18 protein-coding genes are annotated in these 18,305 nt (G+C 61.8%); 10 read left to right on the top strand and 8 right to left on the bottom strand.

The window, feature by feature from the left end:
* Nucleotides 1–55: 55 nt before the first annotated feature.
* Nucleotides 56–976 (bottom strand): ABC transporter permease, encoded by a 921-nt coding sequence (locus C7T36_RS14165; RefSeq protein WP_084702584.1) that lies wholly within the window; start codon nt 974–976, stop codon nt 56–58.
* Nucleotides 973–1,719: an SDR family NAD(P)-dependent oxidoreductase gene (locus C7T36_RS14160; protein ID WP_033235367.1), complete on the bottom strand. Its 747-nt coding sequence runs from the start codon at nt 1,717–1,719 to the stop codon at nt 973–975. The genes C7T36_RS14165 and C7T36_RS14160 overlap by 4 nt, the downstream gene beginning before the upstream one ends.
* A 301-nt stretch (nt 1,720–2,020) precedes the next feature.
* Between C7T36_RS14160 and C7T36_RS14155 the strand changes: the two genes are divergently transcribed.
* Nucleotides 2,021–3,373: an aspartate aminotransferase family protein gene (locus tag C7T36_RS14155; protein WP_045066189.1), complete on the top strand. Its 1,353-nt coding sequence runs from the start codon at nt 2,021–2,023 to the stop codon at nt 3,371–3,373.
* Nucleotides 3,370–4,629, top strand: a complete 1,260-nt coding sequence (locus C7T36_RS14150) for a Glu/Leu/Phe/Val dehydrogenase (protein WP_045066188.1) — start codon at nt 3,370–3,372, stop codon at nt 4,627–4,629. Before C7T36_RS14155 ends, C7T36_RS14150 begins: the two co-directional genes overlap by 4 nt.
* Here C7T36_RS14150 and C7T36_RS14145 read toward each other — a convergent pair.
* The gene (locus C7T36_RS14145) at nt 4,619–6,130 is read right to left on the bottom strand and encodes a PLP-dependent aminotransferase family protein (RefSeq protein WP_052683446.1); all 1,512 of its coding nucleotides are present in this window, start codon (nt 6,128–6,130) and stop codon (nt 4,619–4,621) included. The genes C7T36_RS14150 and C7T36_RS14145 overlap by 11 nt on opposite strands.
* An 83-nt stretch (nt 6,131–6,213) precedes the next feature.
* Here C7T36_RS14145 and C7T36_RS14140 point away from each other — a divergent pair, with 83 nt between their 5' ends.
* Nucleotides 6,214–6,933, top strand: coding sequence for a TSUP family transporter (locus C7T36_RS14140; protein WP_045066186.1), 720 nt, complete (start codon nt 6,214–6,216; stop codon nt 6,931–6,933).
* A 120-nt stretch (nt 6,934–7,053) separates the two neighbouring features.
* A complete protein-coding gene (locus C7T36_RS14135; protein WP_045066183.1) occupies nt 7,054–8,508 on the top strand; it encodes a histidine-type phosphatase in 1,455 nt (484 codons plus the stop codon).
* Here the strand turns inward: C7T36_RS14135 and C7T36_RS30780 are convergent.
* A complete protein-coding gene (locus tag C7T36_RS30780; RefSeq protein WP_353805919.1) occupies nt 8,454–8,717 on the bottom strand; it encodes a helix-turn-helix transcriptional regulator in 264 nt (87 codons plus the stop codon). The two genes, C7T36_RS14135 and C7T36_RS30780, sit on opposite strands and share 55 nt — an antisense overlap.
* On the opposite strand from C7T36_RS30780, the gene C7T36_RS30550 reads away from it, so the two are divergent.
* The gene (locus tag C7T36_RS30550) at nt 8,661–8,846 is read left to right on the top strand and encodes a hypothetical protein (RefSeq protein WP_045066180.1); all 186 of its coding nucleotides are present in this window, start codon (nt 8,661–8,663) and stop codon (nt 8,844–8,846) included. The two genes, C7T36_RS30780 and C7T36_RS30550, sit on opposite strands and share 57 nt — an antisense overlap.
* Before the next feature lie 127 nt (nt 8,847–8,973).
* Here the strand turns inward: C7T36_RS30550 and C7T36_RS14125 are convergent, their stop codons facing one another.
* A complete protein-coding gene (locus C7T36_RS14125) occupies nt 8,974–9,432 on the bottom strand; it encodes a hypothetical protein (RefSeq protein WP_033235361.1) in 459 nt (152 codons plus the stop codon).
* A 153-nt stretch (nt 9,433–9,585) separates the two neighbouring features.
* On the opposite strand from C7T36_RS14125, the gene C7T36_RS14120 reads away from it, so the two are divergent.
* Complete coding sequence (locus tag C7T36_RS14120) at nt 9,586–10,482, top strand: oxygenase MpaB family protein (RefSeq protein ID WP_033235360.1); 897 nt, start codon at nt 9,586–9,588, stop codon at nt 10,480–10,482.
* Between the two features lie 67 nt (nt 10,483–10,549).
* Here the strand turns inward: C7T36_RS14120 and C7T36_RS14115 are convergent, their stop codons facing one another.
* Nucleotides 10,550–10,846, bottom strand: a complete 297-nt coding sequence (locus tag C7T36_RS14115) for a putative quinol monooxygenase (protein WP_033235359.1) — start codon at nt 10,844–10,846, stop codon at nt 10,550–10,552.
* A 133-nt stretch (nt 10,847–10,979) separates the two neighbouring features.
* On the opposite strand from C7T36_RS14115, the gene rraA reads away from it, so the two are divergent.
* On the top strand, nt 10,980–11,456 hold the full coding sequence (gene rraA / locus C7T36_RS14110) for a ribonuclease E activity regulator RraA (protein ID WP_033235436.1): 477 nt from the start codon (nt 10,980–10,982) through the stop codon (nt 11,454–11,456).
* Nucleotides 11,457–11,471: 15 nt separating this feature from the next.
* Here the strand turns inward: rraA and C7T36_RS14105 are convergent, their stop codons facing one another.
* On the bottom strand, nt 11,472–11,699 hold the full coding sequence (locus C7T36_RS14105; RefSeq protein ID WP_033235435.1) for an RNA-binding S4 domain-containing protein: 228 nt from the start codon (nt 11,697–11,699) through the stop codon (nt 11,472–11,474).
* A gap of 87 nt (nt 11,700–11,786) precedes the next feature.
* Here C7T36_RS14105 and lysX point away from each other — a divergent pair, with 87 nt between their 5' ends.
* The 3 genes from lysX (at nt 11,787) to C7T36_RS14090 (ending at nt 16,967) form a co-directional block, all read left to right on the top strand.
* Nucleotides 11,787–15,143 carry a bifunctional lysylphosphatidylglycerol synthetase/lysine--tRNA ligase LysX gene (lysX, locus tag C7T36_RS14100; protein WP_045066178.1) on the top strand — a complete coding sequence of 1,119 codons (3,357 nt, stop codon included), beginning with the start codon at nt 11,787–11,789 and terminating at the stop codon, nt 15,141–15,143.
* Nucleotides 15,144–15,154: 11 nt separating this feature from the next.
* A complete protein-coding gene (locus C7T36_RS14095; RefSeq protein WP_084702579.1) occupies nt 15,155–16,027 on the top strand; it encodes an alpha/beta fold hydrolase in 873 nt (290 codons plus the stop codon).
* Nucleotides 16,028–16,088: 61 nt separating this feature from the next.
* Nucleotides 16,089–16,967, top strand: coding sequence for a hypothetical protein (locus C7T36_RS14090; RefSeq protein ID WP_052683485.1), 879 nt, complete (start codon nt 16,089–16,091; stop codon nt 16,965–16,967).
* Here the strand turns inward: C7T36_RS14090 and C7T36_RS14085 are convergent.
* A complete protein-coding gene (locus C7T36_RS14085; protein WP_239654668.1) occupies nt 16,942–18,213 on the bottom strand; it encodes an HNH endonuclease signature motif containing protein in 1,272 nt (423 codons plus the stop codon). The two genes, C7T36_RS14090 and C7T36_RS14085, sit on opposite strands and share 26 nt — an antisense overlap.
* Between the last annotated feature and the right edge of the window lie 92 nt (nt 18,214–18,305).

Raw genomic sequence — 18,305 nt, 5'->3', positions numbered from 1 at the left:
GTCCCCAGAGTTGCAGCGGAAACCACCGCGATTGCAATTCGCCTCGACTGACCGGTCATGCTTTACCCTTCCATGGTGCTACGAGTGTTCCGATTGCCTTGATCGCGGAGTCGAGAACAAGTGCGGCGCAACCTATGACGATGATGCATGCGATTGTGAGTGGTGTATTGAGCTGCGTGCCGGCAAGATAGGCCAACCCGCCGATACCGGGTATGCCGTTGTTGAGTTCCGCGGCCACCACGGTGGTCCACGCAAAGCCGACCGCGATTCGAATACCGTTGATCACTTCCGGCAGCGTCGACGGAAAGACCACATTGGTCAGTACCTGAGTTCGGCTCGCACCCAGAGCTCGAGCGGCGTTGATCTGATCGACCTTCACCGAGGTGACGCCGTTGAGTGTGGCTATCGCGATCGGCGGGAAGGCAGCGAGGAACAGCAGCCAGATCTTGGAGGTGTCACCGATACCGAACCAGACGATCAGCAGGCCGATATAGCCGAGTGGCGGCAACGCACGCAGAAAGTTCAGGTACGGCTCCACGAAGGTTCTGATCGGGACGGACATTCCCATCGCAAAACCGATCAGCGGACCCACGATCACGGCCGCGCCGACGCCTGCCGCTATGCGCTGACCGCTGGCGATCAAGTGTTCCCAGAGAAAGTAATTCTGTTCGCCGAGCACTTCGCGGTCGACACCGGGCGCCACCTGATGCCAGGTGTTGGCCCGAATGAACGCATCCCACACCGAACCTGGTGAAGGAAGGAATAATTCGTCGATAACACCGGCTGCGGTAATACCCCACCACACCACGAGGAACGCAACCAGAGCCGCAATCCGGACTCCGATGGAGCGCACCCGTTCCGGTGTGAAAATCGGTGTGCGCTTCTTCGCGGACACTGCGGGCGGAGGAGGGGGCGCTGGCGCGACTTCGGTAGAACTTGCTGAAACAGTTGAACTCGGTGAAGCAGTGGTGGTCATGCCGTCCTCCTGTGCACTCGCTGAGCTGAGGTCTGGTCGCGAGCCAGTACAAGCATCGAGTCGACGTTGACTCGGCTCGGGCGGGTCACAACCCAGGCAACGCATTCCGCGATGTCGTCCGCGGTCAACGGATCGGCGCCGGCGTACACCGCATCGGCGCGCTCCTTGTCGCCACCGAAGCGCACCATGCTGAACTCCGTCTCCACCATGCCTGGGTCGATCTGGCAGACACGGATGGGTTCACCGAGCAGTTCGAGGCGAAGAACCCGAGTGAGCGCTGTCACAGCATGTTTCGCGGCGTTGTACCCACCACCGCCGAGGTAGGGCTCGCGTCCGGCAATCGACCCGATGGTGACGACAGTAGCGTTTCCGCTCTCACGAAGGCGCGGGAGAAGCCGCTGTGTGACGCGCAGTACACCGAGCACGTTGACGTCGAACATCGCGGACCAGTCGGCTTCGTCGGTATCGGCGATACTGTCGGCTCCCAATGCGCCGCCGGCATTGTTGACCAGCACGTCACACCGCTCGATCGACGCGCAGAAGGCGTCGACCGATTCGACGTCCGTCACATCGAGAGACAGAGCGCGAGCACCTGTTTCGCGCGCCAACTCCTCGAGTCGATCCATTCTGCGTGCACCCATCACCACGTCGAAACCCTCTTTGACGAGGTGGCGCACCGTAGCGGCACCGATGCCGCTGCTGGCCCCGGTGACCACGGCAACTGGAGCTTTCATGACGGACATAGTTGTGAACTCCTCGATGAATGATGTTTCGGCCCTGAGAGATCCGCAGACACGAGATCCCGACGGCGGTGAATGAACTGCTCACCAGTGTGCTCGTGATCTGGCCCCCACTCCAGTGCCACCTGCGTGGTGAATTTCTCGGGCCAGTCGTAACGTAGCCGTCTCGTGTTAACGCGAAGGTTCCATCGTGTAACTGGCCCCAGGAGATGCCCTCGAATCTGGATCTGGCGCAGGACCACAGCCATTCCCCATCCTTGAGTGGACTGAAGAAGTTCCAACCCTCGATCAGGAGGTTTCTGCCATGGCAGCTCCCGCAATCAGCACGTCACAACGCACGTACGAGTTGGATCGCGCACACGTCTTTCACTCATGGTCGGCACAGAAATCCTTGCAGCCCATGGTGGTCGAGCGCACAGACGGCTGCTACCTTTGGGACGGCGACGGCAAGGAATACCTCGATTTCTCGTCGCAACTCGTGTACACGAACGTCGGTCACCAGCATCCCAAGGTTGTCGCGGCGGTACAGGAGCAGGCTGCAAAGCTCTGCACCATCGCGCCGGCGCACGCAAACGAGGCTCGGTCCGAGGCAGCGCGTCTGATCGCCGAGATTTCACCCGAAGGAATGGACCGGGTGTTCTTCACCAGCGGCGGCGCAGACTCCAACGAGCACGCAATTCGCATGGCGCGCTTGCATACCGGTCGCTACAAGATCCTTTCGGCGTACCGCTCGTACCACGGCGCTACTGCCGAGACGATCAACCTGTCGGGCGATCACCGCCGGTGGCCGAACGATTACGGAAACTCGGGCGCCGTTCATTTCCACGGACCTTTCCTGTACCGATCCGAATTCCGTTCCGAGACAGAGGAACAGGAATGTGAGCGAGCTCTCGAACATCTCGAAACTCTGATCCGCTTCGAAGGTCCGGCCGCGTTTGCCGCGATCATCGTCGAATCCGTTCCCGGCACCTCCGGAATCATGCCGCCGCCGCCCGGATATCTGAAGGGGGTCCGTGACATCTGCGACCGATACGGCATCGTCATGATCTGCGACGAAGTCATGTCCGGCTTCGGCCGCACGGGCGCCTGGCTGGCAATCGACCATTACGACGTTGTCCCCGATCTCATCACGTTTGCCAAGGGTGTGAACTCCGGTTACGTGCCACTCGGCGGAGTCATCGTCGGCGAGAATATCTACAACTCGTTTGCCGAGCGTCCGTACCCCGGCGGCATGACGTACTCCGGCCACCCGCTCGCCTGCGCCGCAGCAGTGGCCACCATCACCACGATGCATGAGGAGCGCATAGTCGAGAATGCCGAGTTCATCGGTCGCACGTCACTCGGACCGGGCCTACGCGCTCTCGCGGACAAACACCCGAGCATCGGGGACGTCCGCGGTCTCGGAGTCTTCTGGGCACTCGATCTCGTGACGAACCGCGAGACGCGCGAACCCCTGTCACCGTATGGCGGCACCAACGCCGCGATCGGCCAGACGATGGCCGCCGCCCGCGACGCCGGACTGCTCGTCTTCAACAACTACCACCGCATCCACGTCGTCCCGCCGTGCACCGTGACGCCGACGCAGGTCGACGCCGCACTCGCCATGCTCGACACTGCCCTCGACGTGGCCGATTCCTATTACGACGGTCCCCGGTGACAGCCTCGGCCGTCCACGCCAGTGCGCTCGACGACGCGCGCACGCAACTCGCAGAGGCAGTGGCGGCCCTGGGCTACCCGGACGGCCTGCACCGCATCCTCGGGTCCGCCAGACGTGAGACGACGGTCAGCGTTCCGCTGGTCCGCGACAACGGCGACGTTGAAGTGTTCACCGGATACCGCGTGCAGCACAGCATCGCGCGCGGACCGGCGAAGGGTGGGATCCGGTACAGCGCCGGAGTGAATCTTGACGAAGTGCGGGCTCTCGCAATGTGGATGACGTGGAAATGCGCGCTCCTCGATATTCCGTACGGCGGGGCAAAAGGTGGGGTGGACGTCGATCCCCTGACTCTCTCCCCGGCCGAACTCGAACGACTGACCCGGACGTACACCCAGGGAATCTCACCCGTCATCGGGCCGGACAACGATATTCCCGCTCCGGACGTCGGCACCGACGAGCAGACGATGGCCTGGATGATGGACGCCTACTCCGCAACTCGGGGCCGTGGTGTCCCGGGCGTGGTGACGGGCAAGCCGCTTGATCTCGGCGGTTCGCTCGGCCGCCGGACGTCAACCTCACGCGGTGTTGCGCACATCGCGTTATTGGCTCTGAAAAAGGCAGGCATAGAACCGAACTCGGCCACCACCGTTGTCCAGGGATACGGCAAGGTGGGAGCCGACGCTGCCGACTACCTCGCCGACGCGGGAGTCCGGATCATCTCTGTCAGCGACAGATTCGGCGCGGTGCACAACGCCGACGGATTGAACCTGCCCCTTCTGCGAGCCCACGTCACCGAGCACGGTTCCGTCGCAGGCTTCCCCGGAGGTGAGCAGATCGAACCCGCTGCCGTTCTCGAACTGGATGTCGACCTCCTGGTTCCCGCTGCGGTTGAAGGAGTTATCCACGGCGGCAACGCACATCGCATCCAGGCACGTATTGTCGTGGAGGGTGCAAACGGGCCAACCACCGCCGAGGCCGACGCCGTACTCGAGCGGGCGGGAGTGTTGGTGGTCCCGGACATCCTGGCCAACGCCGGCGGAGTGGTCGTGTCCTACTTCGAATGGGTTCAGGCACAACAGGGTTACTGGTGGACTCTCCCCGAAGTAGAACGGGGACTCGATGATCGGATGACTGCAGCCTGGGCTGCGGTACTGGATCAGGCTGGTGCTACCGGCACCACGCTCCGACGCGCCGCAATGACCCTGGCAGTCGGTCGCGTCGCTCGGGCCCACCGCGCGCGGGGCCTCACTCACTGATCCGGCGAGACTCATCCAGTAGTCGGTGAGCAATTCCTCCAAGCAGTGCGATGCCCGGTTCGATCGAATTCTGATCTATCGAACCGAAGCCCAGTCGCAGGCAGTTTCGGGAGCCTGTCCCTGGAAAGAAGTAGCGGGAGCCGTCGGCCACCAGGATCCCTTGCAGGGCTGCACGTTCCGTGAGTTCGGCAGCGTCAAGATCCTCCGGGCCGGTGTACCAGACACTGACACCGCCCGGAGGAAACGACGGCGTCTCAACTCGTGGCATGTACTTGTTGATCGACTCGGTAATGATTTCCCAGTTCTGCTTGAGTCGGCGACGATGCGAGCGCAACACCTTGTGGTAATCCCCGGACATGACGAACAACGCCAGCGACCGCTGAATATGCCCCGGAAGATGTTTGGTTCGATGGTGCCGTTCCGCTCGAAGTGCCGCAATGACAGGCGGATCCGCCACGATGTACCCGATGCGCAGGCCGGCCGAGAGAAACTTCGAGAAGGAACCGAGGTAGATCACCCGGCGGTTGTCCCCCAAGGATTTGAGGGACGGAGTCGGCCTCCCACGAAAGCGGAATTCGCTGTCATAGTCGTCTTCGATCACAAAACCGTTTCTCTCCTCCAATAATTCCAGGAGCAGTTTGCGGCGAGGCAAGCTCAATGTGACGTTGGTGGGGTGGTGATGACTCGGCGTGAGATACATGGCGTCGAAGACAGTCGATCGGTCGAACACCGCCCCACGCCCGTCAACGGGAATGGGAGACAGTTCCACACCGGAGCGCTTGAAAATGTGCATAGCGTCGAGGTATCCGGGGTTCTCGAAGCCCATGATCTTGTCGGGTCGCAACAGGACGTCGGCAATCAACGACAAACCCTGCTGGGTTCCACTCGTCACCAAGATCTCGTCAGCCGCTGCTTCGATGCCACGGGACGGAAGAATCTCCTTGCGCAGCGCCTCCACCAGCAGCGGATCGTCCTGATCGACGGCGTCACGCACGCTGTATCGCAGATGCGGGCCCGTCATCGCCTCACTCGCCGCGCGCAACCAACCGCGGACCGGGAAGGAGCGCAGTTCGGGCTGAGAACTGATGAACGGATACGGATAGTCGAAGGCGTCGGGATGGCCCAGAGTTCGGGTGAACTCGACGCTCTCGCGGGGCTGTAGCAATGTCGACCAGTCAACTGGCGGAGCGGGTGGCGACGACTCTGCAGAAGGTGTTCGAGTGAGCGGGGCTGCCGCGTAAAGACCACTGCGAGGACGACTCTCGATAACTCCGAGCGCAATCAGCTCGTCGTAGGCCGCTGCCACCGTATTTCGGGAAACGCCAAGTTCCTGCGCCAAGTAGCGCGTCGACGGCATGGGTCGACCACCGTCGAACACTCCACGTGCAAGCAGGTCTTCGAGCATGGCCCGCACGCGCCGGTACATCGGCGTGTTGGTGGCCGAGTCGAGATACGCCGACCTGCCCTCGAGGAACTCTCCGAGATTTTCGTGTGATCGCAACCTGCTCCTCCTGATTCTGGCCCCATTAATGCTCCCACGATCTGGATCTTCCGTCAGTGCCAGATCGCCCAGAGAATGGGATTGTGATTCTTCTCCTGGTTGCCTGCGTACTTGTTGCCTCCTCGGCGATTCAATCGGCAACCGGCTCGGGTTTCGGCTTGATCGCCGGACCCGCCCTTATTCTGATTGCCCCGTGGCTTGTTCCAGCCCCGCTACTGATTCTCACCATTCCGATGATGCTGATGGTGGCGGCGCGAGAACGCGGGCATTGCGACACACGCACGGTCGGAATCGCGACCGCCACAATGATTCCCGGTATCGCCGCAGGCCTGTGGGTCATACAGCGCGTTGAAACGGCGTCCGTTCAACTCCTGGTGGCCGTTCTCGCGCTGGCAGCAGGGGCGGTGATGCTCGCGGGTAAGTCCGTGACCGGATCACGGCGAACCCTGGCCGGCGCCGGGGCCGCGGCCGGGTTCATGGGCGCATTGGCCGCGATGCCCGGCCCACCGCTGTCGCTGACCTATCGGCCGGACGATGCTGCCGCCCTGCGATCTACGTTGTCGACGATCTTTCTTGTCATGGCTGCGGCGACGCTTATGGCACTCCAGTTCCAGATCGGTGTTACCGGAAGCGAATTGCTTGCCGCACTCGCATTGTCTCCACTGCTGGTGTGTGGACACCTGCTCGGCTCGTACCTGGCGCGGCGGATCTCCCTGGCGGTCTTGAGTCGCACAACCACCTACATCATCCTCGCCGCGGCAACCGTGCTGTTGGCCAAAAGCGTAGCCGGACTGGCCATGTGAATCCGAGTTTTAACCCTGCGGCCACCTGGACGTCTGTCCTATGGCCACCTACGGACGCTTAGCCGATCTAACTTCCTGTTCGTCGTGCCATTTCGGCGCGAGCAGAAAGGACTCATCACCATGCGAAGCCCCCGCTTCGGATTGCTGGCGGCCGCAGGCGCTGTCGGACTCATGCTTGTCACGACCGGCACCTCTGCCGTTGCCGACGCATCACCATTCAGTTCATTCGACACCGGTTCTCTCGACACCGGTTCTCTCGGGGCCCCGGGCACACCTGCCGTCGGGGGCTTCACGTCCAAGACTCCGTATTCACCCGGCCAGGCCATTGGCGGACTCCAGGCCGTGCCCGCCGGTTTCACGCCCGTGTACACGGAAAACGTTGCACGTCATGGTTCCCGCGCGCTCTCGAGCCTGAAGTACGACGACCTGAGCCTGCAACTCTGGGAGATCGCCGAAGCCGAGAACGCTCTGACTCCCGTCGGCAAGGAGTTCGGCCCCGTACTTCGTGAACTCATGGCGGCCAACCAGACGTTGGGCTACGGCAATCTGAGCGGCCTCGGCATTACCGAGCATCGCGAGATGGGTGCCCGTGTGACGGAACGCCTTCCGCAGCTGTTCGACGCAATTGCCAAGCAGGACGGCTCGATCACCCTGACGTCCTCGGGTGTGGACCGCGCAGTGGACAGTGCCGCCAACTTCGCCCAGGGCGTGAGCACCGCATTCCCGGCGATCGCCGGAAATATCGGAGCTGTCACGTCTGATCCTGACGTCCTCTACTTCCACGATTCCGATCTGAACGCGGACTACAAGGAATACGAGGATTCCGATCCTCGCCTCGAAGCCGTGGACGAGCAGATCGAGAACCTGCCTCGCACTCGCGACGTGTCACGTCACATGATGGAGAAGCTGTACTCGAAGAGCTTTGTGGATCGTCTTGTCGCCGGCGAGTTCTCACTCGTCGACCGGGGCAAGGGCTCGGAAGAGATCAACAACGAGGTCGACGCCGCGTACATGCTTTACAACACGTACATCATCACCCCGGGTATGTCGGAGGAAGGTGACTGGAATTTCGGTCGCTTCATCGACCAGGACGACGCTCAGTGGCTGGCGTACACCAACGACGCAGAGGACTTCTACGCCAAGGGACCGGGATTTGCCGGTGAGGACGTTACCTACCGGATGGCGACGGTGCTCCGCGACGAATTCCTGGCGGGGCTGAAAGAACATTCAGGTGCAGATTCTTTGCCCGGGGCCGACTTTCGGTTTGCGCACGCCGAGACGATCATCCCCTTTGCTGCACTGCTGAAGCTGCCCGGCAGCACGGTCGCACAGCCTGAGGGCACCTTGTACACGTATGACAACAACCCGTGGCGCGGCGAGCAGGTCAGCCCGATGGGCGCCAACATCCAGTGGGACGTCTTTGCCGGACCGGACAACGCGCAGCTGGTTCGCATGCTCTACAACGAGCGTGAAACCGCGTTTGCAGCGCCCTGCACGCCGGTAGCAAGCGGAAGCTTCTTCTACACGCCGGCGGAACTCGAGCGCTGCCTGCCGGAAATCTCCCCTATAGCTTGAGGCCGGGCCCCCGGACGACGCGGACGCGCCCATGCTTGGTGCAACGCCAGCATGCGCGCTTTCTCGTCGTCTTCCATCAACAATGCATCGCAGATACGAACCATGACCCGAGACGAAACACCCACGGACGTACCCTGTTCCAGCCTTTGATAGTGATTGAAACTGATGTCGGCGATCTGCGCGACCTCACGTCTACTGAGGCCGTGCATGCGACGAGCACCCTCGCATCGAATACCGACCTTCTCGGGCGCAAGGCTATTGCGCTTCTCTACGAGCAGCCGGCTCATCAACTGACGTGCACTCGACCCGTTCACGCCGCAGCCTCCTCCCTCACCTGAAATATACTTTTACCGAACATGTTTCAGAATATGGGACAGCAAGGTCGTGGCGGTATCTCCGAGATGACAGATAATCACGCGATACCGCCACTGCTGCGGCGTCAGGCTAGAACATCAGGCCACAAAGTCAGGCTATGAACCGTCCAATCGTCGGATTGCTTTGGCAGATAGGGCTACTGCCCCAGTTGATGGAACCGAAAGCGGTCGCAACAACGTTGCCGACACCGGTATTCACCGTCGCCGACAGATAGGGGTACGTCCCCATCAGATCGACGATTCCGGCCTTACCGGTGTCGGTGTTGACCCACGCGACCGTGACCTGCCCGGCGGCCGGTATCGGTGCTGCCGCCGGAAAGGACTCGAAGCGTATGTCACCCTTGGCAATCGGCGGATTCGCTTCAGGCCCGGACTGCCCGGTGAGGCCGGTCATCGACGCCAGTGACCCCTGATTGGGACAACCGATGGTCACTGCAGCACCACCGAACGGATGGGGTGGATCCGCCGAAGCGGTGCCCACGTATGCGAGTGACGCAACGATCGGCAAACCTACGGCTGCCAGGATTCGGGCAGTACGGGAGATACTCATTGAAACTCCTCGGGTCGACAACTCCCTGATCGGATACCCCTGGTACAACACCCGAAACGACCGAACAGTGGCAATTCGACACCTCTAGACAACATGCGTTGTCAGAACTACTCTCGGTGGCACAGCTCACACCGAAGCCATGGGAGTGTTCACATGAAGCGCTACGACCTTCGCGCGCGCACAGATCAGCTCGATCCCGAGACCGACTACGAAGAGATGTCTCGCATTCTTGCTGCTCAAGAGTTTCCCTGGGACATCAACCAGGCCCTCAGTTTTGCGCTGTTCCGCACCTATGCGGTGCCGTCGATCGGCAAACTGCTCTTCTCCACGGGTGAATTCACCGACCGGGTCCAGAAACGGTACGACGACACCAGCCTCATTCTCGACGCCGTCCTCGAACACGGCCTGGGCAGCGACCAAGGTCGATCGAGTGTTCGCCGGATGAACCAGATGCACGGCTCGTACGACATCTCCAACGACGACATGCGATACGTGTTGGCTACTTTTGTCGTCACTCCGGTGCGCTGGCTCGAATCGTACGGTTGGCGCCCGTTGACGCCCAACGAAATAGCCGGATCCACCTTCTATTACCGCGAACTCGGCCGTCACATGAACATCAAGGACATGCCAACGACCTACGACGGATTCGCGAAGCTCTTGGACGAGTATGAGCGCGAACACTTTTCGTTCGATCCGGGTGCCAGGGCGGTTGCCGACTCCACACTGGAACTCATGTGCACGTTCCCGCCCAACAACCTAGCGCCGAAGCCCCTGATCAAGGCATTCGCCTACTCACTCATGGACGATCACCTTCTCGAGGCGTTCGGGTACAAGCGCCCACCTGCGGTGGTTCGTGCGCTCTCCAGGGGCGCACTCAAAGCACGCGGCCGCCTGCTGCGATTCTTCCCACCGCGCACCGCCCGGAAATTCGCCCGCGATCTTCCGAATATCCGCAGCTACCCAGCCGGCTACAAGGTCGACCAACTGGGAACCTTTCCCACGGGGTGCCCCGTCAAGCACGTGAAGCCGAGTGAACAAGCCCAAGCGTGACGTGGCGGTAAGACAAGAATGGGGCGCTTCCTTCGGCACAGTTCGCGAAGGAAACGCCCCGAAAAAATCAGATCGCGGATTCCAGTTCGTACTTACCCAGACCGGGCGCACCGGCAAGAAGTGGTCCCAAATCCTTGATAGCTCCCGGACCCGCGCGCCATTCGCGGTAAGCGGCATCAGCCTCGGCAGACGCCCACTTCTCGACGCACAACCAGTGCGTTTCGTCCTCGGCATCGATCACCACGTCGACGCCTTCGCAACCCTCGAAAGCACGGGTTTCAGCCAAAACTCGCCCGAACACCTCGCGCGCGGTATCAAGGCTCTCCTTCTTCAACCGCACATCCAAAATCGCGAAAATCGTCACAGAACACTCCTAGTCGTCAACTGCAGTGAATCGAATAATTCAAGGCCACGTTATCGGAAGCACATTCCGCTGACGGTGTGATCGCGTGAAGTTGAAGGAAGCTTTTGTCGCTCTGCCGACTATTCTGTCGTGCATGACCGAGCCTGTAGCCACTGCTGACCTTGCCGACGAAATTGGACCAGACATCCGTAGCTGCGACACGCAGTTCACTGCGTTCGGTGGGCGTGAGGTTTTTGCCGGCCCCATCACCACGATCAAGTGCTTCCAGGACAACCTGCTGGTGAAGCAGACCCTCAGCGAACCGGGCAACGGCGGTGTCCTCGTCGTCGACGGTGATGCGAGCATCCACACCGCACTGGTCGGCGACATCATCGCCGGACGCGGAGTCGACAACGGCTGGGCCGGAGTGATCGTCAACGGCGCCGTCCGTGACTCCGCAATCCTGCGCACCCTCGACATCGGCGTCAAAGCGCTCGGCACCAACCCACGCAAGAGCACACAGACCGGTTCCGGCGAGAAGAACGTGCCCGTCGAAATCGGCGGCGTCACCTTCAATCCCGGTGAGATCGTCTACAGCGACCAGGACGGGGTAGTCGTCCGCGAAAGCTAGAAGTGGAGCTCGAGATCAGGCGGGAGCTTCCACCTTGGCGGCCATCCCGCCGATCTCGACTACATCACCGTCGCGCAGCTGACGACCACGACGGTCCTCCACCTCCCCGTTGACCGACACCATGCCGTCGGCGATGACTTCCTTGGCTTCTGCGCCGGATTCGATGAGGTTGGCGAGCTTGAGGAACTGGCCGAGACGGATCATTTCGTCGCGGATCGGTACTGCGGGGATGTTGGCGCTCATGGCAATCATTCTGCTCCTCGCACAAAACCGGACACGAACGGCCACACTGAACAGTGAGACTGATCGACCGGTATGGGAGGACGCTCGATGGCACCTATCAGCGAGATAACGGATACAACCGCGGAGTTGGTTGAAACTCCGCCGGAGAATCCGCGAAAGGCACGCCGCTTCCAGTCGGGGCGGCTGAGCCAGGTCCCGCATATCTCGGGCTTGATCCTCGGAGTCTTCTCCGTCCTCGTCTTCTTGTGGAGCCTGTCGCCGACGCTGCGTCATATCGTCCGGGTCCCACGCGAATACATCGACAACTACTACTTCGACGCACCGGATACGAGCTTGTCGTGGGCGCTCGTCGTCGGTCTTCTTGCTGCCGCACTAGCCAGCCGCAAGCGCATCGCGTGGTGGCTGTTGACGGTCTACCTGTCCGTGATCGCTCTGAGCAACATCTTGTTCACGTTCACCGACAAAAATCCGAATAATGCCGTAGCTGCTGTCGTACTGCTGGTCGTCATCGGAATTCTGATCGCGGCCCGTCCCGAGTTCTACACCCGCGTACGACGCGGAGCCGGCTGGAAAGCTCTCGGCGTACTGATCGGCGGGTTGGCGATCGCCACCCTGTTGGGCTGGGGACTGGTCGAACTTTTCCCAGGCACACTTCCGGAAGATCAGCGTTTTGCGTGGGCGCTCAACCGTGTCACCGCTGCAGCGGCGGTCGACAACGAAGTCTTCGACGGTCATCCGCATGCCTTCGTGAACACGATCCTCGGTCTCCTCGGTGCTATCGCACTCCTCGCTGCCGTCATCACGCTCTTCCGCGCCCAACGTTCCAACAACGCACTCACCGGCAACGACGAGTCGGCGATCCGCGGGCTCATCCAAGGTTTTGGCGCCGACGATTCCCTCGCCTACTTCGCCACCCGACGCGACAAAGCCGCGATCTTCGCTCCGAGCGGCAAAGCCGCGGTCACCTATCGCGTCGAGATCGGCGTCTGCCTGGCCAGCGGCGATCCGATCGGCGACCCCGAAGCCTGGCCGCACGCCATCGAAGCGTGGCAGGACCTGGCCTCGAAGTACGGCTGGGCAACAGCCGTCATGGGTGCCAGCGAAACCGGTGCAACCGCCTACAAGCGGGCCGGACTCAACGTCCTGCAGCTCGGCGACGAGGCCATCCTGCGTACCCGCGAATTCAATCTCAACGGACGCGACATGCGCCCCGTTCGACAGGCAGTCACTCGCGTACGACGCGGCGGCGTGACCGTCCGGATGCGACGCCACCGCGACGTGCCCCAGGTCGACATGTCCGCCGCCATCGTTCGCGCCGACGACTGGCGCGACACCGAAACCGAACGCGGCTTCTCCATGGCACTCGGCCGACTGGGCGATCCACTCGACGGCGACTGCCTCCTCGTAGAAGCCGTGATGGACGAAGGTACCGACGACGAGTCCGTCGTCGGCATGCTGTCGCTCGTCCCGTGGGGGGCAAACGGAGTCTCCCTCGACCTGATGCGTCGTAAGCCGACGGCACCCAACGGTGTTGTCGAGTTGATGGTCTCCGAGCTTGCCACGCGCTCCGACGAATTCGGCATCGTTCGGGTCTCACTGAATTTTGCAGTGTTCCGCTCCGTATTCGAGGAGGGCTCGCGCATCGGCGCCGGACCGATCCTGCGTATCTGGCGATCGGTGTTGGTCTTCTTCTCCCGTTGGTGGCAACTCGAGGCTCTGTACCGCTCCAACGTGAAGTATCAGCCGGACTGGGAACCACGCTTTTTGTGCTTCGAGGACAATCGCGAACTCCCGCGCGTCGGATTCGCGTCGGCGATCGCCGAGGGTTTTGTTGTTCTCCCCACCTTCAGTCGCAGATCGAGCAAAGCCACCAAGCACACCGGAATTCACGAAACACTGCCTGCGGCACTGGTCACCGCCGAAGGCATTCACGCCGACGGCAGCCTGCCGGACTCCGCACCGGCGATGGCAGCACCGGGACCGCGGCGACCCGAGCAGGTTCGCGTGCGAATGAACAAACTGGCGACGCTCGAGGGCGAAGGCATCAGCGCATATCCCGTCGCCTACCCTCCGACTCACACGATCGCCGCGGCAGCACAGTCACCGGAAGGCACCCGCGTACGCATTGCCGGACGAATCCTGCGGGTCCGCGACTACGGCGGTGTTGCATTCGCCGACGTGCGCGACTGGTCCGGCGACATTCAGGTATTGGTGGACCAGGATCACGTCGGGCGCGAGAAGTTGACGGAGTTCGCTGCCGAATTCGATCTCGGCGACCTGATCGAGGTCAGTGGAACCATTGGTCGCAGCCGTAAGGGTGAACTGTCGCTGATCGCGCTCGAATGGCGCATGAACGGCAAGTGCCTGCATCCGTTGCCGGACAAGTGGAAGGGCCTGTCGGATCCCGAAACTCGCGTTCGTCAGCGGTACCTCGACATCGCCCTCAACCCGAAGGCCCGCGACCTACTCGAAGCCAGAAGTGCCGTCGTCAAGTCGCTGCGTGATTCACTCGGCAACCGTGGGTTCCTCGAAGTGGAGACGCCGATCCTGCAGCAGGTTCACGGCGGCGCCAACGCCGCACCGTTCCTGACGCACATCAACGCGTACAACCTCGATCTGTACCTGCGCATCGCGCCCGAGCTGTACCTGAAGCGGTTGTGCGTCGCCGGTATGGAGAAGGTGTTCGAGATCGGTCGCGTGTTCCGCAACGAAGGTGTCGACTTCAAACACAACCCCGAATTCACGATCCTCGAGGCGTACGAAGCGCACAGCGACTACGAGGGCATGATGCGGATGTGCCGCGAGCTCATCCAAGCTGCGGCTGTGGCGGCTTTCGGGCGCGAGATCATCATGCGGCCAGGACCCGACGGCGAACTGGTCGAGGTCGACATCTCCGGCGAGTGGCCCGTCAAGACGATGCACGGCGCCGTTGCCGAAAAACTCGGCGTCGATGTCTCTCCCGAGACAAGCCTCGAAAAGCTGCAAAAACTGTGCGACGACAACGAAATCCCGTATCAGTCCAACTGGGACGCGGGCGCCGTGGCACAGGAAATGTACGAGCACCTGGTCGAGGACTTCACCGAGTTCCCGACGTTCTACACCAATTTCCCCACCTCGATGTCGCCACTTACCCGTCCGCACCGCAGCATTCCCGGTGTCGCCGAGAAGTGGGACCTGGTGGCGTGGGGAGTGGAACTCGGCACGGCATACAGCGAGCTGACGGACCCCGTTGATCAGCGCAATCGCCTCACCGAGCAGTCGATGCTCGCGGCCGGCGGCGACCCGGAGGCCATGGAGTTGGATGAGGAATTCCTCCAAGCTCTCGAGCACGCAATGCCGCCGACGGGTGGACTCGGAATGGGTGTCGACCGTGTTGTCATGCTGATCACCGGCGGCAGCATCCGCGAAACCTTGGCGTTCCCCCTCGCGAAACCACGCCAGTAATCGAGGCACTGATGCCGGGACTGTTCCACGTGAAACCACCGGGCGAGTTGATGACGGTCGGCGGGGACAGCCTGCATGTGCTCGTGGAGGGCGACGGACCTGCCGTCGTCCTCTGCGGCGGACTGGCCGGCAACTGGTTCGACTGGGACGACTGCGCGCGCAACCTCAGTCTCGACCGCACCGTAGTCCGGTTCGATCGGCCCGGCTTCGGACTCAGCGAGCCTTCGGCCCAAATCCCAAGCGTTCGCGGCGAAGCGCAGCGTATCGCCGACGTTCTCGATGCCGTGGGAATCACTGAACCAGCTGTGGCAGTGGGTCATTCGATAGCCGGTTTCTATGCCGAGGGTTTTGCGAGGCTGTTTCCCGAGCGAGCAGCGGGCATCCTGCTCCTCGATTCTAGCGCCGAGAAAAACCCGAAGCGGCTCGTCCCGCGCAACCTCTTGCTCACGGCCTCACACCTGGCCGCTGCAACCGCCAGTATCGCTGGGCTGCAACGACTTCTGGGCACCACCACGCGAAAGATCCTCAACCAATCCGTGCCCCCGACAGGCCCGTCTCACACAATGGCCGAATGGGTTGGGCACATCTACCGCGAACCGCACTATCTCGAAGCCGCCATGATCGAATATGTCGCCTACACCGATATGGCGATGGAGCTCAACAAGTTACGCGAGTCCGAGGATCACCGACTGCCGGACATCGGCATCAGCGTCGTAGCTGCTCACACCGGCCACTCGACCCCGTGGTCGGTGTCCTGGATGGCCAAACAACAGCGGCTCGCAACATACCTGGGCGGGCGCTTCCACGTCCTGCGTCCCGCCCACCATCACGCGATGATCGATCAGCCCGAAAAACTGGCGGAGCTGATCCGGTCCGTCACATGAGAATGATATTCTCATTTTCATGGTCCTCGCGAACGGCTCGTCGCCACAGGTGCTTGCAAGCATGAAAACCTTCACCTCCGACTTCGGGCTGGCCTCGTTCCAGCCGACGCGGGAGCGCTCGCTGATGCGCGCCGATCTCACCGACAAACTGCGGTCACACGGGGGCCAGGCTTCCCTGGGAGTCCTGGTCACCGTGGCGGATTATGTGACCTCCGACCCGGCATTGGTGGCCTGTCGGCCCGATTGGACTGCAACCCAAGATCTCTCACTTCATTCGGCCGGTCCACTCACCGAGGGGCCGATCGTCGTCGACAGTAACCTCGTGCGCATCGGCAAGAAGACGATCATCGTCTCCGCCGATGTCTACGACGGCCACGGCCTTACCGACCTCCGTGAGTTGGCCGACGCAATCGACTCGGGCAGCGGTCCCACCCTCGCAGCTCGCGGACTCGTCACCTTTGCCCGCATTCCTCGTTCGGCCGCTGGGGACGCGGATTCGTACACCCCGGACCAGTGGATCGGCACACTCAGGGAGCATCCGACCCAAGCGGTCGAGGGAACGATCTACTCCCGATTGGGAATGCGGGTCATCGATGCTTCGGCCGGCGTGCTCGAACTCGAACTCACTCCGTTTGTGGTCAATCAGATCGGCACGATCATGGGCGGCGCGCAGGCCCTGCTCGTAGAGTCGGCGGCCCAGGCCATGCGGCCCGAGCTGGTTGCAACAGATATGCAGATGCACTACCTGTCGCAAGTCCGAACTGGACCAGCGCGGTCCTACGGCACGGTGATCCGCGACGCCGCGGATCACGCAGTACTGAGCATCCAGCTCGTCGACGCCAGTGCGGACGACCGGCTGCTGGCATTGGCAACGGTGACGCTCCACAAGCCGCTGCATACGCAGCCCAACCGTCTTACGCAGCCCAACCGTCCAGAATGACGCTGACTGCGTGATTCAGGCGGAGAGCGTCGCCGCCCCAGTCGGGCACTATCGCATCGTCGGCGATCTCACCGCTGAGCAATCGATCCGCGAAACCCACTGACGGCGGCGCCGGTTCCATCACCGAACCGCCACGAAGCCGGAACTCGAATTGTTGCTCTCCAATCGCAGTAATCATGAACTCATCGCGGTGCAACGCCCGATGGCACGTGCCGCACAACATGATCAGGTTGTCGAGATCCGTCTTCCCACCAGCACGCCAGAATCGAACGTGATGAGCGTGTAGGAAGCGCGTGCGTCCGCATCCTGGTGTGCGGCAACACCCGTCGCGGTACATGAGCGCAGTCATCTGCTTTGCACTGGTAATGCGGGTGCGCCGACCCAGACTGAGCATGCACCCCTGCTTGGTGGTTGCGGCCCGCACCCGTGCGTCGCACAGCACTTCGTCGGCGTCAGCGTCCTCGAGCGCGGGCCCACCGGACACGCGTACAACCTTCTCCTCACGTAGAAACACCACTTCGGCTGGGCGGGTACGTTTGCCGGCATCCGTTGCTACCGCGAGGATGTCAGCCATTGCGACCAGCGCCGGACCGATGTTGCGCAGTGGGCGCCGCACCGTATTGGCAACCTGTGGTTCTTGTGGTTCTTGTGGTTCCCCAGCTGCTTCCGTCGTGCGCGTGCGATCTCGTTCCGCATTTGTCAACGCCGCCAATACCTTTGCACCGTCTTGCGCTGCGAGGCGTCCCTGGAAAACGAAGTCGCCAGTATCCGGATCCCAGTGCCACCGGGTTTCGAACCGGTCCAGTTTCGGCTTGCCCTGATCATCGCTCGTTGCCTTACGTAAGCCGGCAACAAGACGGTCGATCTGGCCGGACGGAGCACTCGTGCCGAGGCGCACCATCTGTTTGTCGTTGAGCGGCGTGGCGACACGAGTCAAAGATCGGACTTTGGAATAGGACAAGCGACCTTCTTCAAACGCAGCACGCATGTTCGGCAGCGTGGTGAGAGCTTTTGCAACCCGGACATATTCGCGCCCGGTATGCTGGCTGAGCCCACACTTCCAGGACAGCCAATGGGCGCACGAATGCAGGCCAGGCCCCGTCCAGCCGCGAGTCTCGTCGAATCGCGCCACCAAAGTCAGAAATCTGGCGGTAGCTGCCGCAATGTGCCCGGCAAGTGCGCAGATTTCGGTACCGAGCCGGTCGGCTGTATCCCTATCTGTTGCCGCAACACTATCCCTGGTCACGCCACTATCCCTGGTCACGCCTCTGTCTGTTTTCGTCATGATGTCCCCCCACCGTTACGAATGTGCGTCGACAGTAGACGCGGGTACCGACA

Origin of the sequence: Rhodococcus sp. AD45-ID (assembly GCF_003023755.1) — a bacterium.
In the GTDB taxonomy this organism is placed as follows: Bacteria; Actinomycetota; Actinomycetes; order Mycobacteriales; family Mycobacteriaceae; genus Rhodococcus_F; species Rhodococcus_F globerula.
This window is presented reverse-complemented; position numbering and strand designations above follow the sequence as displayed.

Coding starts and splice junctions, on each gene's coding strand:
- C7T36_RS14120 (WP_033235360.1), top strand. CDS start 9,586: ATGAAGCGCTACGACCTTCGCGCGCGCACAGATCAGCTCGATCCCGAG.
- C7T36_RS14090 (WP_052683485.1), top strand. CDS start 16,089: ATGAAAACCTTCACCTCCGACTTCGGGCTGGCCTCGTTCCAGCCGACG.
- C7T36_RS14135 (WP_045066183.1), top strand. CDS start 7,054: ATGCGAAGCCCCCGCTTCGGATTGCTGGCGGCCGCAGGCGCTGTCGGA.
- C7T36_RS14095 (WP_084702579.1), top strand. CDS start 15,155: ATGCCGGGACTGTTCCACGTGAAACCACCGGGCGAGTTGATGACGGTC.
- C7T36_RS14155 (WP_045066189.1), top strand. CDS start 2,021: ATGGCAGCTCCCGCAATCAGCACGTCACAACGCACGTACGAGTTGGAT.
- C7T36_RS30780 (WP_353805919.1), bottom strand. CDS start 8,717: ATGCACGGCCTCAGTAGACGTGAGGTCGCGCAGATCGCCGACATCAGT.
- lysX (WP_045066178.1), top strand. CDS start 11,787: ATGGCACCTATCAGCGAGATAACGGATACAACCGCGGAGTTGGTTGAA.
- rraA (WP_033235436.1), top strand. CDS start 10,980: ATGACCGAGCCTGTAGCCACTGCTGACCTTGCCGACGAAATTGGACCA.
- C7T36_RS14160 (WP_033235367.1), bottom strand. CDS start 1,719: ATGTCCGTCATGAAAGCTCCAGTTGCCGTGGTCACCGGGGCCAGCAGC.
- C7T36_RS14165 (WP_084702584.1), bottom strand. CDS start 976: ATGACCACCACTGCTTCACCGAGTTCAACTGTTTCAGCAAGTTCTACC.
- C7T36_RS14105 (WP_033235435.1), bottom strand. CDS start 11,699: ATGAGCGCCAACATCCCCGCAGTACCGATCCGCGACGAAATGATCCGT.
- C7T36_RS14125 (WP_033235361.1), bottom strand. CDS start 9,432: ATGAGTATCTCCCGTACTGCCCGAATCCTGGCAGCCGTAGGTTTGCCG.